The organism is Algoriphagus aquaeductus, assembly GCF_003253485.1.
In the GTDB taxonomy this organism is placed as follows: Bacteria; Bacteroidota; Bacteroidia; order Cytophagales; family Cyclobacteriaceae; genus Algoriphagus; species Algoriphagus aquaeductus.
The window spans coordinates 126,496-142,264 of the sequence record NZ_QKTX01000007.1; the positions used below are offsets into that span (position 1 = coordinate 126,496).

Below are 15,769 nucleotides of genomic sequence, written 5' to 3' on the forward strand. Positions count from 1 at the left end.
TGTCCGGCACTTTCTTGTGCCTCCAAAATCCTCATACCCAACCAAGGTAACTGAATGTCATTCCGTTTTTTGTCGGTTTTGATCTATTCGGCATTTGATTTGACAAAAGGGAGTTTTGGATTGACGGATTAAAAAAACAGGTCCTAAATCCGCTTAGGGATAAAATTTCAGTGATTTGATCAAAGATCAATTCAAGCCTGAGATCCATCAATTGAAAACCCGCCTCGATCGATTAGTCCGATAATTTTCTCCAGACCCGCTCTAAGTTTGGATTGACCAAAGGGATAATCCCAAGCGGTCACCCATTCAATATTTTATTCCGAATAACCGGAGCATCATTAATTAAAATCTAAAAACCATGAAAAAGTATCAGTTATTCTTATCGACCGGGGCAATCCTGTGGTGTGCCGCCTGCGACCCTTTGAACACCGAAAATGTAAGTCCTGAGCGGGAAGAATGGAATCAGGCAGAGTCCGGAGACTTGGCTCATGCAAGGGTCGGATTTGACCTGAAAATCAACCAAAAAGTGAATCAAATCTATGGCTTGACTGAAGCTACTTATCAGGAACTTCTTCAAGAAGAGGGATTTCGGGAGGCAAAATTGACCCTAAGGAAGGCTGGAGACAGGCCCCAGTACCTAACAGAAATGCTTCGGTTATCTCTTCGCAAATATGATAATGTGGTTTTGAAACGAGGTAATTTCTTGAGCCCCCTCGCCAAAAGAAACCATCAGGCTATGATGCAGGAAATCCCTCAGTTTGACTATGACTTGGACGGCTATTATGATCCTCAGGCCCTTACGCCAATTTATATAGAATATGAAGGGATTCCCGGCGAATTGACTTCAGAACCCACAGAAGAAATCTCCTTCAATTTTACCAAAATCACACATCATGGGGCGACTTCCTCAGATCCGGATTGCAAATCCCCCTGGTGCAATATTCCTGCACCGATCAGAGGCGTTCAAATGCTCAAAGTGATCAGGTTTTTGGAAGAATTGCCTCGATATGCCCAAGACCCATCCCGAATGAATCAAGCTTTGGAGCAACTCGAAATTGACGCGGGCCTGGATCCTGTCGCCATAGCATTACTCCTTCCTGCGGTGCAAAAAGTGCGGGAAAGCGCCCGGAGATCTTCTACCAAAGGAGGAATCAGCGTGGCTGCAGGAGATATAAACGGGTTTTACAATCCTGAATCCGGAAATCTTCATGGGGCCTTTCTTGTATTGGGAGCCTATGGATCTTTGGGGAAGTTTATCCGGACGGATTATGATGATACCGGTGATTTGGACTGGGCTTTAATCCAGCTTCACAGGAAAAAATTTGAATTGGAAATGTTTCTCCTATGGTCTGAATTCTGGAATAACGAAGCCGGAAATGAAAGATAAAAGTAAAAGCAAAAAGACCTTGGTATCAGGGCCTTTTCAAGCTGAATTCCAGCTGATCCCCAGGTTTTTTTTGAGCCAAAATCCATTGACTTTCCTCCTCGATCTGTAAAATCCGAGGATATCCGCCAGTCACTTGAGCATCTTTCATCAATAGCAATAATTTTCCTCCCGAGGTCAATTGGATAGTTCCGGGATAGACTGGATTGGTGGGGAGTTCCGGCAGAGAATTGGGAACCAAATCCTGGAGCTGTACGGCCATCCTGTTGGCCAATGACGAAACGGTAAATCGGTGAGTCAGAATAAGATTTTTTTCCTGTTTGGACAGCAAATCCCAATCTGGCCCAGGAAACACTTCCAATTCAGTTTTTTCAAACCATGAAGTGTTCCATTTGGCTTTGGCATAGAAAGGAAAAAAGGGGGAAGGAACAGCGAAGTAGGGCAGTTCCGTACCTTTTTTTGCATATTCAAGAGAAGTGATTCCCTGATACCAACTTTTTGAAGATAATCTTTCCTCGCTTTGGAATCCCCCTTTTATTCCTAAATAGACTCGAGCACCTGTGTAAAAAGGACCAATGTCCAGCACATCTCCGGATTCCGGATATATCAGCCCAGAAGGGTGTGTTTCTTTCCCGTTGAGTTTTACCAGGGCAGATGCCCCTGCTATACAGATGATTGTCGGATCAGAAAAAGAAAGCGACAAGCCGGGTTGTGAGATTTCTAAAACTGCGGACTCCTTTCTGTTTTGCAAAAGATGATTGACCCAACCGGCTGATTTTTGGTCAGCAACTCCGGAAATGGGAATGCCCCAATGGGAGAGATTAGACCTCCCCAAGTCCTGAACGGAAGTACATGGACCGGTCTTCAAAATTTTCATCAATCCTGACTTTAGATTCATTTCCGGCTTGGTTTTCTGGGAAAACGACAGAGACTTTCATATTCCCTGACACTGATCGGTAGAAATTCAAGGCTTTCGCCAGGTTTGGCCCAGACAGGGGGAAACGCACTTCCATCAAAAAAAGAAATCGGAGACCGTCCGATGACATGCCAGCCACCGGGACTTTCGGCTGGATAAATTCCGGTCTGAAAATTACCAATCGCAACTGAACCTGCCGGTATACTGCGAACCGGAATCACTTTTCTGGGAGTATGGAGCTTTTCAGGAAGTCCGTTTAAATACATGAATCCGGGCAGAAAACCAAAGAAATGAATGCGGTACGTAATACTTGAATGAAGTTCAATCAATTGATCGATCGAAATATTTTTTGCAGAAGCCAACTCAATGAGGTCTTTGGCCAACACTTGGTCATAACAAACCGGAACCTGCCAGACGATATCAGAGCGTGTGATTTTTGATTTTGACAAATCAACAGCCCGGAGCCAATTTTCCATAAAAGCGACCGTTGGTTGTTTTTTCCAAATTATGCTAAGTCTCGTAAATCCAATTCGAGTCTCCATAATATCGGTCTTCAATTCTGAAAGGAGTTCTTTCTGGACAAGAAGCTGCTGTTGCAGGAGTCCATCCGAAATGGGTTCATTCCAGGCTATTTCTCCGATTTGTGGGGAAAGTTTTTGATAGACCAAATTCATGTTTTTATAAAATGAATATACGGAATCTTGCCAGTAGCATTTCTAAAGGTCAGAAGACCAAGTTAACGCCATATTTTTGGCAATCTTCGGTCTTCGGTCATCGGTCTTCCAGCCCAAAATCAGTGGAATATTCGTCAACTGGTAGAATAGCGTATAATCAGTTTTTATAATTTGATTTTTGAAGGCCACATGGAATCTCGCAAATCTTACAATCATTCCATTGTGTAACTTTTTAGTCATTCCTGTCTGCCTCAGGCAGGCTCGATTTCATGGCCAATACTTTTTTCGGATTTGGGGAAGAAAATTCATCAATCCCGGATTATCTCCATGAAAGCAAATGGTTTCGGCTGTTACCGGGAGGGGTATTCCTGTTCTGCTTGTGATTTGGTCTTTCTCAAGAATAGCCTGAAGGTGTCGCTCCACTTGGTCTAATCTGGTCAATAAAGAATCCGGATACGATCTCGGACTGAGACCATAATTGTTTTCGTAAGATCGATCTCCAAAAATCTCCCGAATAAAGGCCAACTTCTTATGCCTAGCCAACTTTTCAATTTCAGAATAAGGTGGAACAAACAAAGGAACATTCGGATATCTTTCTCCAACCAAATCAGTCAAAAAATCGGCGAACTCAGCATTTGATGCGGCATCATTATACAGCGCTCCATGAAACTTGATATGAGCCATTTCCAGATCTGCCTCTTTTGTCATCCTCTGGAACAGGGATATTTGGGAGTTAATCGAGTCGGAAAGATCCGGGAAAGTGATTTTCAGAGACTTTCTTCCAAAATTTTCCCGATCGGGATAGGAGGGATGCGCCCCTACCAAAACGCCGGCTTCTTTGGCCAATGAAAGTGATGCACTAAGCGTGGCCTCATCACCATAATGTCCTCCGCAGGCCAGATTGGCCCGGTCAATCCAAGGATAAATCAAGGATTCGAATGGAATTCCTTCGCCGAGATCACAATTTATTTGGGGACGTTGTAACAACATAACATGCTTGGGGAAGGCAGGACAGATTAAATCAAAAACCACCACTATCGAAATGCTAAAATCAGGATAATTTAAGAAAGGTCTAGGTAAAATCGGCTTTCCGTTACCGGATCATTTGCTGGTTTCCCTTTGATATTCGAGGCTATGAGTGAACTTCAGACAGACGGGACCTATTTCGGAATTTTGACTGTTCGAAAATAAGCGCAAGCCACTTGTTTTTTGGGTAAATCTAGCTTCCGATGTAGTTACTTCTACCCGGTTCAGTTGAGTATCAATTGAATAATTTGGGAAAGAAAAAATTGAGAATTGACATGATTTTGTTCATTTATTAATTTCACGGTGAACATAACCAATACTACAACTTATGGGAAAAGGAGATTTGAAATCCAAAAAAGGAAAAATCAGCCGAGGAACATTTGGTGCCAGTAGACCCAGAAAAAAGGCTAATAAACTGGCCAGAAAAATCAAACTTAACCAACAAAAAAGCTGATGATCAAAAAAGAGGGAGCCCCCCTCTTTTTTTATTTGAAAATCTGCATTCATATCACTAACCAAATTGAAAGGTTAAAAAGTTGAAAATCACGGATCCAAGTGATCAAATCAAATGACATCTCCCGGTGAATCGGAGGTAAAAGGATACAGACTCCTTAGAATTAATCCCAATTTTACCCTGCACTTCGTGTAGGGTCATGTATAGTTCGGTTCCATTGGAGCTGTTAAATAAGTCAAGTTGAAATTTCAAGGGTATCCACAGTCCCATTCTTATTCTCTCGCTCCGCATTTACAGGTACGCTATGGATATAATTATATTTTTTAATCTGTTATCTGAATACCTGCCTTCTTACCAGTACGCTAAGCGAGCATATGAAACTTCTCCAAAAGGATGAAATCAGAAATCCTTCGGTCTCCTATGCTAAGCGCAGCCGAATCATCCTACCCAATATTCAAAGCCGATGGGACAGTAGGAGCAATTGCGGACAATCCTAATCAGATCAATGAACCACCTGAATTACTTCGGGCAAAAGAGGATAGAGCGATTGACTGACATTGCATAAAAAGTCAACAGGCTGATCCGTCAATTGGAAATGCTCATTGATCAATTTGGAAATATTTTCTTGGGGAGGCCTTCTAGATTTGGTTATTCAAAATCCAAAAAACCATGAAAACCAAGATTTTACATTCACTTTATTTCTGTTGTCTAGCCGGATTGATGTTGTTCTCCGGCTGTGATATTGCGCCTATCGTACCCATTCCTGAGAATCCGGGCTATGTCAATTCCAACCAAAAAGTATTCGATGTCAATAAGTTTGAAAACAATGTAGTGACAGCCCTTGGTCAACAATGGACAGGCTATTCTTATGTCATTAACCGAAATGGGCAAGAGGCGAAATCCGGGACATTTGGGGAATGGATCAGGGGAAGGGCAGGAAAGCCTGCCGATCTCAATTCACCGCTGTATTTGGCCAGTGTCAACAAAACTATTGCATCTGTGGCTTTGATTATCGCCATGCGGGAGTTTGGCAGTGGAGTGATCCCCATGGTCAATACTCAGATCCAGCCATTTTTGTTACCGCAACTAGGGGCGAGCCCTGCGGTAGGCTCCCTGAGATTTAGGGATATTTTAACCCACCGGACGGGTTTTGCGCAGAATATGAACCTTGGCTTGTCGAATATGAAAGTGCTGCTTCAGTCCAACACCGTGGCACCAAATAGCCCCTATGTCTATTCCAATGTGAATTTTATTTTGGTCAAATACGTCTTATTCCGATTGGCGGGACAAAACCTTGCCGGGCTGACTACAGACCAGGAACAACAGGACAAAATCGATGATTTTTACTCGTTTTATGTCCGAACCAGAATTTTCAATCCTGCTGGAATTAACAGCTTCTCGACCAACTCCAACTCGGTAAGGTATTACCAATTTGGAGATTCAGAATCGGTAACAGGCTGGAGTATAGGCGACACCAAGGTCCGTCTGGGTTCCGGTGGATTCTACCTTAATACGCTGGATTTAGCAAAATTTCAAGCCTATCTGAACAATTCAGATGCTTTATTAAAGGTGCATGAAAGAACTTTCATGTATAACAATTACTTGGGCTGGAATGACTCAAATCCATTAACCAATCCAATTGTAGGCACAGAGGGGACCTATTACAGTAAGCAGGGAAGTTTCATCAATACAGAAGGGCAGGGGGTCAGGACCTTGATCATGACTTTCCCCAAGAATAAGGTGGAAGTGGTCTTTTTGGCCAATTCCCGAGGAGGGATATTGGATAATACCACCCCGCTGAATAATCTTTTTAGGGATGCTTACGATGCCGCTTGGGACTAAGTACAAGGGCGATTATTTATTTATGCAAAAAAATGAGGGACTTGATCAGGCCCTCATTTTTTATTTTCTGTATATCCGCTTTCCTACCAGTAAACTTAGCTAGCTTAAGAAATTTCTAAAAAAAGGTGGAAATCAAGAATCCTTCGCTCTTCGGTCATCTGTCTTCCGACCCATTAAACAATGAGAATTTGGCTGGTAGTGCAATTGCGGACAATCACATTTTATTTATCTAGGCAATTTTTCAACCACCCTTCCGGTGTCCGGATCCACGACTACCCGAATGGGTCCCAAGGTATCCGAATCCGTCGTCTGGAACACCACGATGTAATTTCCATCTACCCAAGCCGATACCTCAGCTTGTTTCCAATCTCCTACAATAGTGGATTTTTCGGCACTCGTCAATGAATTATAGGCGATTTCTCGGAATACAGTGAGAGGATCTTCAGCATTGTCCATGGAACAGGAAAACAAAAGTATGCTGAATATGAAAAGGATGAATAAATTGGTCTTCATGGGTATTGTTTTTTTGATATTCGTTCAACTCGTAGACTTAACTTGTGTAAAAAACGCTACAAATTATTGTAATGTTTGATCCATCCATTCAGCTGCTTGAAATCCAGTATCCCATTGGCCACCTTTAAATGGTGCAAAATGGCCAGAGATTTCCTAATCCTGGAATCCGGATTTTTTACTTTGGTGACCAAGTAAATCAGGCTCCGCTGCTTGCCGGGAGTCAGCTTTCTAAAAAAAGCATTTCCCTCCTCATCTTGGTCTAGCATGACTTGGAATTCCTCGGGTACCTCATGACCAAATTCACTGTGATCTCTTTCCAATCTGACGGTGACCGGACTTTCATATTCGAGCAGGTGTTTTTTCCTTAATTCCAGGTTAATCAATATATACCAAGTCTCCTTTGACTTTAAGAGCGCCATGCGATAAGGTCCCTGATCATTTAGCCATACCAATACCCTGCGGTGATTTTCATCCATCATTTGCATAGCAATGGATTCTGGTACAGGCACATGATAATGCCAGTGATTAAAATCAAACTTTTCTAAGGTTCCGACAAATTCAAGTGAAAATGACATGATAGGCAGTTTATAAAGCAGTCAAAATTCCATCTTTTGCTGGGACAATTTTCAGCAATAATCAGCCTTTACAAAAAAGAATGGAAAAAAAATCTGACAATTTTCAATCCGGCTTCATTCTTTTTCGGAAATCCAATCGGTTGGGTAAAATCCATTAATTTGGCAGCACCAAGACCGATTGGTGGATAGCTAATAAAAAATTCGATCTGACTTAAAAAATCCACATTTTGAGGATAATCCCCACAGCCAATTCGGGATTAAACCATCCGTTAAAAATTATTTTTTCAAAGAAATGCCCTATAAACGTTCTCAGAGGGGTTTTGAAATAAATGAGGTTCAATTCGGCATTAGACTTGGATTTCTAGTTTTCGAAATTGAAGTTTCACCAAAACCCTAAAATCATGAACTCGCTATTGTATTTGTTCGCTGTCGTATTAGTGATGGGTTGGTTCATCGGAGTTTTTGCCTACAGCCTCACTGGACTGATCCATGTGCTATTGGTTTTGGCAATTATTTCGGTTTTGATCAGACTAATCAGCGGAAAGACCGTATAAACATGCAGAACACCTTGTCTTCCCTGTCTTCTCAATCATCAGGTGACCGGGGACTTTGGTGGATTTTCTTTTAATCATTCAAATAAATGCGTGAAATTGAAAATGGTGAAGCCGCTATCCTGGATAAGGTTTCCCATGGAATAGAGGAAACGCAACCACTTAAAACCAATTATAATCCTATGAAAACTACTAAAACAAAACTCGCTCTTTGGATTGGAGGATTGGCAGCCGGAGTTGCAGCAGGTGCCTTGATCTATCAAAACCGTGAAAAACTAGGACCCCAGAAAGAAAAGCTTTCCAAACTTCTGGGGGAACTTCAAAAAACAGGAGAAGAACTGGGTAAAAAAATTAAAGCAGCGGGACTGGAAAGTATAGAAAGAGGCAAGGCCTTGACTCAGTCTACTGCCGAAAAATTAAACTAAACTTCTTTAGTTTTTATTCATTTGGGCCGCAGAACGTGTTTCTGCGGTTTTTTTTTTGTTTTTGGTAAAGAAAAAATTCTTTTCTTAAACGCTGAATATTCAATTTCAAAGAAGCCATGGTGTCCAAACTTCCGCATATAGGAACAACAATTTTTACCGTGATGTCAAAAATGGCGACAGATGCTGAAGCCATCAACTTATCCCAGGGTTTTCCGGGTTTCAAGTCTGATCCTATTTTACTGGATTTGGTAGCCAAGTTTACCAAAGAAGGGATGAACCAATATTCTCCCATGCAGGGGATACCTGGTTTGAGAAAAATTCTGGCAGAGAAAACCAAGTTAACACAGGGGTATTTTCCGGATCCTGAAACAGAAGTTACGATAGTTTCAGGAGCGACAGAAGCACTTTTTTGTGCCGTGTCTGCAGTGACCCGGCTCGGAGATGAAGTCATTGTATTAGAACCTGCCTACGACAGTTATGAACCTGCCATCACGCTCAATGGGGGAATACCGGTATATATTCCATTAAATTCTGGAGATTTTTCGGTGGATTGGGGAAAAGTCAGTTCCGCGATCACCTACAAAACTAGGGCCATCATGGTCAACTCCCCGCACAATCCAAGTGGCTATGTCTGGACCGAAAACGACGTAAATCAACTGGCAGAATTGGTTGAAAGAACCGGGATTTTGGTCATCAGTGATGAAGTGTATGAGCACATTACTTTTGATGGTAAGCCACACATTTCTTTGGGATCACATCCGGTTTTGAGAGAAAAAACGTTTGTCTGCGGTTCTTTTGGCAAAACATTTCATGTGACCGGATGGAAAATTGGATATTGTATAGCTCCCAAAACGTGGTCGCTGGAATTTAGAAAAATACATCAATACGTCACGTTCAGCACGGTGACTCCCATTCAATTTGCTTTGGCAGAGTACCTGGAAGTACCTGAGCGATACCTGAGTATTCCGGATTTTTATCAGAAAAAGAGAGACTTGTTTTCCCTAGGATTGTCCAAAACAGAATTTGAATTCACGCCTTCTACGGGAAGTTTTTTTCAGTTGGTGTCTTATCGCCACCTATCCACTATGGCAGACAGAACCCTGGCAGAACGGATGACCAAGGAACTGAAAGTCGCCTGCATTCCGATATCCGTTTTCTATTCGGATAAAAGAGATGATAAGATCATTCGCTTTTGCTTTGCTAAGGAGGAAAGTGAATTAAATGAGGCATTAAATAGACTTTCTGAATTGCATAGAATTTTAGAATAAGGCCGAATCCTGATAATCCATATTTCCTACAAATAGCTGGGGGCATCCCAAAATCAAAGGAATAATCCCATAAGCCTGATTAGGAACAATTGGGGTCAAAAAATTACACCCACTTTCTTGTCGGAAGAATCAGCAGTCTTATGAAATTTCTTCGGGAGGTTGAAATCTGGATTCCTTCGGTTGCTTGTACTGAGGATGTCGAAGCTTAGGTCACCTGTGCTGAATGCAGTCAAAGGATCCGACCTGACTATTAAAGAAGATTTGGCTGGTAGTGCACTTGCGGAGATAAATAAAATATTAATTCTATATATCCTACCTTTTTGATAGGGAAAATAAATTTTCCAATTACCTTTGGGTCTATCAAACCTAAATATCCCAACCGATTTATGGAAAAACTTCTGATTCGATTCCGAACAGAACCGTTTTGGTCGATGTTTTTTGCCTTTGCTGCGGTGATGTTTACCCTATTGGTAACGCAAACGCTCACCGAGTCTATCAAGAGCTGGGAGATTGATACCGAAATGTTTTTATGGTTTTTGTTGGTTGGGTTTGTGGCACAAAGCATCGATGGAGCGTTGGGAATGGCATATGGAGTGAGTTCCAATTCAATCTTATTGGGAATTGGAATACCTCCGGCTACAGCCTCTGCGTGGGTACATTTTGCACAGGTTTTCACCAGTCTGGCGTCCGGGATTTCCCATTGGAAAATGGGAAATGTGGATTGGAAATTGGCTAAAAAGCTGCTGATCCCCGGTGTAATGGGGTCCATTTTGGGAGCATTTCTGCTTTCGAGCCTGGATCCAAATATGGTCAAACCCATCATTGCACTTTACCTGTTTGTAATGGGAATCGTCATCCTCAGAAAAGTAAAGAAGAAACATCCGGCAAAATTCAACAGAGAAAGCAGAAGTATTCCAATTTTGGCGACTTCAGGCGGATTTGCTGATGCAATTGGTGGGGGAGGCTGGGGACCCATTGTCAACAGTACCCTGTTGAGTAAGGGGAAAATAGCTCGCTATGCGATTGGAACAGGAAATTTTGTGGAATTTTTTGTTTCACTGGCCAGTGCATCCACCTTTTTGTTTTTTGTCAAAGAGTTGAGTTTGGCCCCTGTACTGGGCTTGATTTTGGGAGGAATCATTGCCGCACCGTTTGCCGCAATTATATGCAAGCTGGTAAAGCCCAAATACCTGATGATCGCAGTTGGGATTTTGATTATTTTTCTGAGCATACGTACCTTTTACCTTGCGCTCTAAGCCTCCCATGAACAGGTTCACTGCTTTATTATTGATACTTCTATTTTACATCCAACAAGCTAATGCCCAAGTGACAGAATTTGAAAATTGGAAGCTGGCAAGAGTAAGCGAACTGAGGAGCGAAGACGGTTGGATCAATCTGGCTGGATTACTTTGGCTGGATGAGGAAAATATTTTTTTGAATCAAATTTCAGATGACAGTTTGGTTCTTTCAGACCGGGCTGGGAAAAAGAATATTGGTTCCTTTCAATTGGGGAATGATACCGTTTGGTTCAATTTCAATTCCAAACTTGTCAAAAATTCCAAGCGATTACTTCCTACAAAATCACTTCAATATCCTACAGAAAACTATGCGCTAGGAGCCCTTTATTACGACCATTGGAAATGGACGGTGATCCAAAGGGGTGGACTGTATGCAATTAGACTCAGGGATTTGACTCATCCTGAATTGAAAAATTTCACAGGAATTCCTGTTTTTGACTATAATCCAAATTTTAGAGTAGTGGCTTTTTTTGAACCTCGGTTCAACGAGACCATGGAGATACCCAATGTCCTTGGGCAGCTGATCGAATGGAAGGTCATGGGGATTTTAAGATTTGAATTGGAAGGAAAAAAATACGAGCTCACTGCTCTGGATGAAGCAGGCAAGCTGTTTGTTATTTTTTCAGATGAGACAAGCGGAAAAGAAACGTATCCCACTGGTCGCTACCTCTATGTCAACTATCCGGATAGGACGGGAATCACGGAAGTTGATTTTAATTTTTCTTATAATCCTCCCTGTGCCTTTACTCCGTTTGCCACTTGCCCGATTCCGCCTAAAGTAAACCGACTTCCCTTCGCTTTAGAGGCAGGAGAGAAGGCACCAGTTGGACATCGAAAAAAAAACGGGTCATTTTGACCCGTTTGAAAAGATTTTAAACCAATGCTTTTCGGCAGAATTCCAAACACTTTTGAACTTCTTTCACCGCGTCCGAACCTTGGGGAACCTGGTACTCGAGTTCGATAGTTGCCGGAAATTTGTACTTGTTTTTCTGCATGAGTTTCAGCATTTCTCCGATTGGGGTATCGCCGCTTCCCCAAGCCACGTTTCCTTTTCCGTTGGCAGGCGTTTGCCGGTCTTTGGTGTGCATGCTAAGTATTCGCGCTTGGTGCTTTTCGATCAGCGGAATCAAATCCGAATGACCCGCCGCGATATAATGTCCCGCATCGAGATTCAATCCGTTTTTAGGGCTTTGGGCGATTGCCGTGTCCCAGAAGGTAAATGTTTCCTGTTCATGTCCGTGATATCCAACTGACATCCCATGTTGTTCCCCGAGTTTGCCCAAGCGTAGTGTTTGTTCGTCATTAGACGGATGTTCAAGCGTGACATGGCTAGCACCCAGGGCTTTGGCCGCCTTCATTCCGTAGGCCACTTCCACATCTGAATTGTTGATCCCAAAAGCACTCGGCTTGAAGGCATATATACTCACACCTGCATCTTTGTACATTTTGCGGAGTTGCTCAAATTTCTTCATGTCCGCATTGGCTCTCCAGGCGGCCACCTCTTTGGTATAGGCGCTGCTTTGTGCTTGCAGATCAGTCAGTTCTTTTTTCTCATCTTCAGTGAGTTCTTCACCCCGCCTTTGTTTTCCACCAAGTTGGAAAACTCTCATGCGGTTGAAAGAAGGAGCGGGCATTCCTGCAAAGCTTTCCGCAGGATCCCCCATGAGTTCAATAGCCGATATGCCCGAATCCACCACATATTTCAGGGTTGCTTCGGCGCTTTGGTCAGGCATGGATCGAAATGAATAAGTGATGCATCCGATCTGGACACCATTGATGACGGAGTTTGGCTTATTTAATGACTTAATCAGTACAGGGGCACCTTCAAGCCAGGCTGGTGCAGTGACCAATCCTGCAAGTCCCAAGGCTGATTTTTGGATAAATTCTCGACGCTTGTTCATGGCTAATGGGTTTGAATTGTTTGGAGATGGAATTTATCATTTTTTGCTGCACCACCTCCAACAATTACTGCAAGAAGTTTGGAATAGGTTTTTTTGGTGATATTTCCTTTTAAATGTAGGATCTGAAATTGGTGTTCCTCCTCATTCATCTCTCAAATTCTGCATTAATGGAGGTTGATACCTTTTGTTATACTTTTTACCCGATCTTTCAGCCATCATAAAATGTCATGGATATGAAAAGTCTAACTCATAAAACTTATTTTTTCCTCCTGATTTTCTTTTTCATGGGGTTCACCTCCTTTGCTCAGGAGACCTCATTGCTTTGGAAAATTTCCGGTAACGGTCTTTCTAAAGAATCCTACCTTTTTGGAACTATCCATATCATCTGTGCAGAAGATTTTTTGATGGACAGTCGGATTGAAGCCGCACTAGCCCACAGCGAGGGCCTTTTGTTGGAATTGGACTTGTCAGATCCGCAAATGGCCATGAAAATGCAACAGCAATCCCTGAATGAAGGGATGAAAAATATTCAATCGGAACTGACAAAGGAAGACACCGAATTATTGGATCGCTTTTTTACCGAAAATTATGGGGCTGGAATAGCCCAATTGGGAATTCTAAAGCCCTTTGTATTGAGTTCTATGGCCTTACTTAAATCCATCCCCTGTGAAGATGTGAAAAGCTACGAGACCTTTTTCATGGAAAAGGCAAAAGCGCAGACCAAAAGCATAGAGGGTTTGGAAACCGTCGAGCTTCAAATGGGGATTTTTGATCAGATCCCGGCGGCTGTTCAAATGGAAGAATTGGTAAAAATGATCAAAGAGGAATCCGGTGCGGATGAATTCCGCAAGCTGGTCAGTACCTACCTGACAGAAGATATCCACGGCCTGTTTGACGTGATGAAAGCAGACGGAATGATGAATAACTACCGAAATATCCTATTGGACAACAGAAATAAGAACTGGATTCCGATTCTTCAGGAAAAACTGAAGCAAAAAAGCCAATTTATTGCTGTGGGAGGAGGACACCTTGGAGGGGAAATGGGAGTAGTTGAACTTCTTCGAAAAGCTGGCTTTACCGTAACACCCATTCTCCCATAATTCCTGATTTGAACAAAAAATGGGGACAAAAAACAACTTCAGCAAAACCAAATTATATTGGCTCCTACAGGTAGTCGGCTGGAGTTCGATTGTATTTATCGAAACAATCAATTATACCTTTTTCATCCACGGATCATTTGAATGGACTTTTTTTCAGCAGTTCATCCTGTATTCTCTGGTTGGTTTGTTTGTTTCCCATGGATATAAATCGGTATTTATCCGGGAAAGAGTGTTTTCTCGAAGCTTATCCAGAATATGGTTCAAAGCTTTTTTGGATACCTTGGTCATCGCCTTGATGATGGCAATTCTTCTATATCTGCCGTATGTTTTTATCGATTTTCAGGCCTTGTTAAAACAGCAAACGATTATCTCTTTTTTTGGCCAAGTGATGAACTTGGGGAGGTATGTGTTGGTATGGATCATCATCTATTACCTCTATCACATCCTGAAGCGAAACTCGGAAATCAGCGAGCAGAAACTCATGTTGGAGAATGTGGCCAAATCAGCAGAATTGGAATTGCTGAAAATCCAGCTTAATCCGCACTTTCTGTTCAATGCCCTCAATAGCATCAAGGCCCTCGTTCTGATCGATCAGGAAAAATCCCGGGATGCCATCATCAAGCTTTCTGAGCTTTTAAGGTTTTCGCTGAATTATGAAAAGGCCCCGCTCATTTCGTTGAATGATGAAATCAATGAGGTGATCAAATATCTGGAACTGGAACAGATCCGCTTTGGCAAAAGATTGGAAGTCGAAATTCTGATTCAGGAGGAAACATTGGAGCAGCGGATTCCTCCCGCTATGATCCTTACCCTTGCCGAAAATGCCATTAAACATGGGATTACCAAGCTGCCTGATGGAGGGAAAATAAAAATTGAAAGTAAAATCAAGGGACAAAAGATGTGGGTGGAATTGATCAATTCAGGACAGTTGGAGGAAAATTTTTCCATGGGAATCGGCCTCAGCAATCTTGAAAAAAGACTCCAGAATTTGTTTCCGGATAAATCTTCCTTTCATCTGGATAATTTCGGAGATAGCCATGTGAAAGCAACCCTAACTTACCCGATGTCATGAGTAAAAAACGAGTGTATTTAGTCGATGATGAATTGTTGGCTCTGGAAGAGCTTAAAGTATTGCTAAACCCCTACGAGGACCTGGAAATCATTGGTGCCAATGATCGGGTAGAGGAGGCGATTTTGGAATGCAATGAGTTAATGCCCGATCTTATTTTTCTGGATATCAACATGCCGGGAAAGGACGGATTTGCTTTTCTGGAAAGCTTGGAAGAAGTCAAAGATGTAATTTTTGTGACAGCCTATGATCAGTTTGCCATCAAGGCGTTTGAAATCAATGCGCTGGACTATTTGCTAAAACCGCTTAACCCCAAACGGCTGGCGGAAGCCATCCAACGATTTCGATCCAAAGTATTTTCAAATCCAGCCACCCCTCAGGAAGACGATCGACTGAGTGCCGATAAAAAGATTTTTATTAAAGACGGGGAGAAATGCCATTTCGTACCAATCGCTAAGATTTTTCTGCTTGAAAGTGAAGGGAATTATGTACGGGTTTACTACGACAAGCACAAACCCCTCTTGCACAAATCCTTAACCTATCTCGAGCAAAAATTACCGGATGACCTTTTCTTTCGGGCCAATCGGCAGTATATGTTCAATCTGGACTTTATCGATCAGATTGAACCCTATTTCAACAGTACGCTGCTAATCATCTTGAAATCAGGACATAAAATTGATCTCAGTCAACGCCAAAGTGCTAAGTTTCGAGAGATTACGGGGGTGTGAATGGGGTGAATAGTGAAAGGTAAGCAGTAAGTGGGGGTATAATCT

General features: G+C 42.3%; 18 protein-coding genes. 12 read left to right on the forward strand and 6 right to left on the reverse strand.

The window, feature by feature from the left end; genetic code table 11:
- Nucleotides 1-358: 358 nt before the first annotated feature.
- Nucleotides 359-1,387, forward strand: a complete 1,029-nt coding sequence (locus CLV31_RS11155; protein ID WP_111392971.1) for a hypothetical protein — start codon at nt 359-361, stop codon at nt 1,385-1,387.
- A gap of 25 nt (nt 1,388-1,412) precedes the next feature.
- On the opposite strand, the gene CLV31_RS11160 is transcribed toward CLV31_RS11155, so the two are convergent.
- The 3 genes from CLV31_RS11160 to CLV31_RS11175 form a co-directional block, all read right to left on the reverse strand.
- Nucleotides 1,413-2,282, reverse strand: a complete 870-nt coding sequence (locus CLV31_RS11160; RefSeq protein WP_111392972.1) for a 5-oxoprolinase subunit C family protein — start codon at nt 2,280-2,282, stop codon at nt 1,413-1,415.
- Nucleotides 2,279-2,974, reverse strand: coding sequence for a 5-oxoprolinase subunit B family protein (locus tag CLV31_RS11165; RefSeq protein ID WP_111392973.1), 696 nt, complete (start codon nt 2,972-2,974; stop codon nt 2,279-2,281). Before CLV31_RS11165 ends, CLV31_RS11160 begins: the two co-directional genes overlap by 4 nt.
- Before the next feature lie 267 nt (nt 2,975-3,241).
- The gene (locus tag CLV31_RS11175) at nt 3,242-3,964 is read right to left on the reverse strand and encodes a LamB/YcsF family protein (RefSeq protein WP_111392975.1); all 723 of its coding nucleotides are present in this window, start codon (nt 3,962-3,964) and stop codon (nt 3,242-3,244) included.
- Nucleotides 3,965-4,328: 364 nt separating this feature from the next.
- Here CLV31_RS11175 and CLV31_RS11180 point away from each other — a divergent pair, with 364 nt between their 5' ends.
- The 3 genes from CLV31_RS11180 (at nt 4,329) to CLV31_RS11185 (ending at nt 6,296) form a co-directional block, all read left to right on the forward strand.
- Nucleotides 4,329-4,454, forward strand: coding sequence for a 30S ribosomal protein THX (locus CLV31_RS11180; RefSeq protein ID WP_111392976.1), 126 nt, complete (start codon nt 4,329-4,331; stop codon nt 4,452-4,454).
- 393 nt (nt 4,455-4,847) lie between these two features.
- Entirely contained in the window at nt 4,848-5,009 is a 162-nt protein-coding gene (locus tag CLV31_RS21835) for a hypothetical protein (protein WP_181452616.1), read from the forward strand.
- A gap of 114 nt (nt 5,010-5,123) precedes the next feature.
- Nucleotides 5,124-6,296, forward strand: coding sequence for a serine hydrolase domain-containing protein (locus tag CLV31_RS11185; RefSeq protein WP_111392977.1), 1,173 nt, complete (start codon nt 5,124-5,126; stop codon nt 6,294-6,296).
- Between the two features lie 225 nt (nt 6,297-6,521).
- Here CLV31_RS11185 and CLV31_RS11190 read toward each other — a convergent pair whose 3' ends face one another.
- Both CLV31_RS11190 and CLV31_RS11195 read right to left on the reverse strand, forming a co-directional pair.
- On the reverse strand, nt 6,522-6,809 hold the full coding sequence (locus CLV31_RS11190) for a hypothetical protein (RefSeq protein ID WP_146250893.1): 288 nt from the start codon (nt 6,807-6,809) through the stop codon (nt 6,522-6,524).
- A 56-nt stretch (nt 6,810-6,865) separates the two neighbouring features.
- Complete coding sequence (locus CLV31_RS11195) at nt 6,866-7,384, reverse strand: YdeI/OmpD-associated family protein (RefSeq protein ID WP_111392979.1); 519 nt, start codon at nt 7,382-7,384, stop codon at nt 6,866-6,868.
- A 401-nt stretch (nt 7,385-7,785) separates the two neighbouring features.
- Here CLV31_RS11195 and CLV31_RS11200 point away from each other — a divergent pair, with 401 nt between their 5' ends.
- The 5 genes from CLV31_RS11200 to CLV31_RS11220 all read left to right on the forward strand — a co-directional run bounded on the left by CLV31_RS11200 (nt 7,786) and on the right by CLV31_RS11220 (nt 11,782).
- Nucleotides 7,786-7,938, forward strand: coding sequence for a lmo0937 family membrane protein (locus tag CLV31_RS11200; RefSeq protein ID WP_111392980.1), 153 nt, complete (start codon nt 7,786-7,788; stop codon nt 7,936-7,938).
- An 86-nt stretch (nt 7,939-8,024) separates the two neighbouring features.
- Nucleotides 8,025-8,360, forward strand: coding sequence for a hypothetical protein (locus tag CLV31_RS11205; protein ID WP_111392981.1), 336 nt, complete (start codon nt 8,025-8,027; stop codon nt 8,358-8,360).
- Nucleotides 8,361-8,476: 116 nt separating this feature from the next.
- On the forward strand, nt 8,477-9,628 hold the full coding sequence (locus CLV31_RS11210; protein ID WP_111392982.1) for a methionine aminotransferase: 1,152 nt from the start codon (nt 8,477-8,479) through the stop codon (nt 9,626-9,628).
- Between the two features lie 386 nt (nt 9,629-10,014).
- Complete coding sequence (locus tag CLV31_RS11215) at nt 10,015-10,884, forward strand: sulfite exporter TauE/SafE family protein (protein WP_111392983.1); 870 nt, start codon at nt 10,015-10,017, stop codon at nt 10,882-10,884.
- Nucleotides 10,885-10,891: 7 nt separating this feature from the next.
- Nucleotides 10,892-11,782 (forward strand): DUF1684 domain-containing protein, encoded by an 891-nt coding sequence (locus CLV31_RS11220; protein WP_111392984.1) that lies wholly within the window; start codon nt 10,892-10,894, stop codon nt 11,780-11,782.
- Between the two features lie 16 nt (nt 11,783-11,798).
- On the opposite strand, the gene CLV31_RS11225 is transcribed toward CLV31_RS11220, so the two are convergent.
- Nucleotides 11,799-12,827: a sugar phosphate isomerase/epimerase family protein gene (locus CLV31_RS11225; protein WP_111392985.1), complete on the reverse strand. Its 1,029-nt coding sequence runs from the start codon at nt 12,825-12,827 to the stop codon at nt 11,799-11,801.
- 233 nt (nt 12,828-13,060) lie between these two features.
- Here CLV31_RS11225 and CLV31_RS11230 point away from each other — a divergent pair, with 233 nt between their 5' ends.
- The 3 genes from CLV31_RS11230 to CLV31_RS11240 are packed head-to-tail and all read left to right on the forward strand — an operon-like array spanning nt 13,061 to nt 15,724.
- Nucleotides 13,061-13,927: a TraB/GumN family protein gene (locus CLV31_RS11230; protein ID WP_181452617.1), complete on the forward strand. Its 867-nt coding sequence runs from the start codon at nt 13,061-13,063 to the stop codon at nt 13,925-13,927.
- A gap of 19 nt (nt 13,928-13,946) precedes the next feature.
- Nucleotides 13,947-14,999 carry a sensor histidine kinase gene (locus CLV31_RS11235; protein WP_111392987.1) on the forward strand — a complete coding sequence of 351 codons (1,053 nt, stop codon included), beginning with the start codon at nt 13,947-13,949 and terminating at the stop codon, nt 14,997-14,999.
- On the forward strand, nt 14,996-15,724 hold the full coding sequence (locus CLV31_RS11240) for a LytR/AlgR family response regulator transcription factor (RefSeq protein WP_111392988.1): 729 nt from the start codon (nt 14,996-14,998) through the stop codon (nt 15,722-15,724). Before CLV31_RS11235 ends, CLV31_RS11240 begins: the two co-directional genes overlap by 4 nt.
- Nucleotides 15,725-15,769 lie beyond the last annotated feature (45 nt).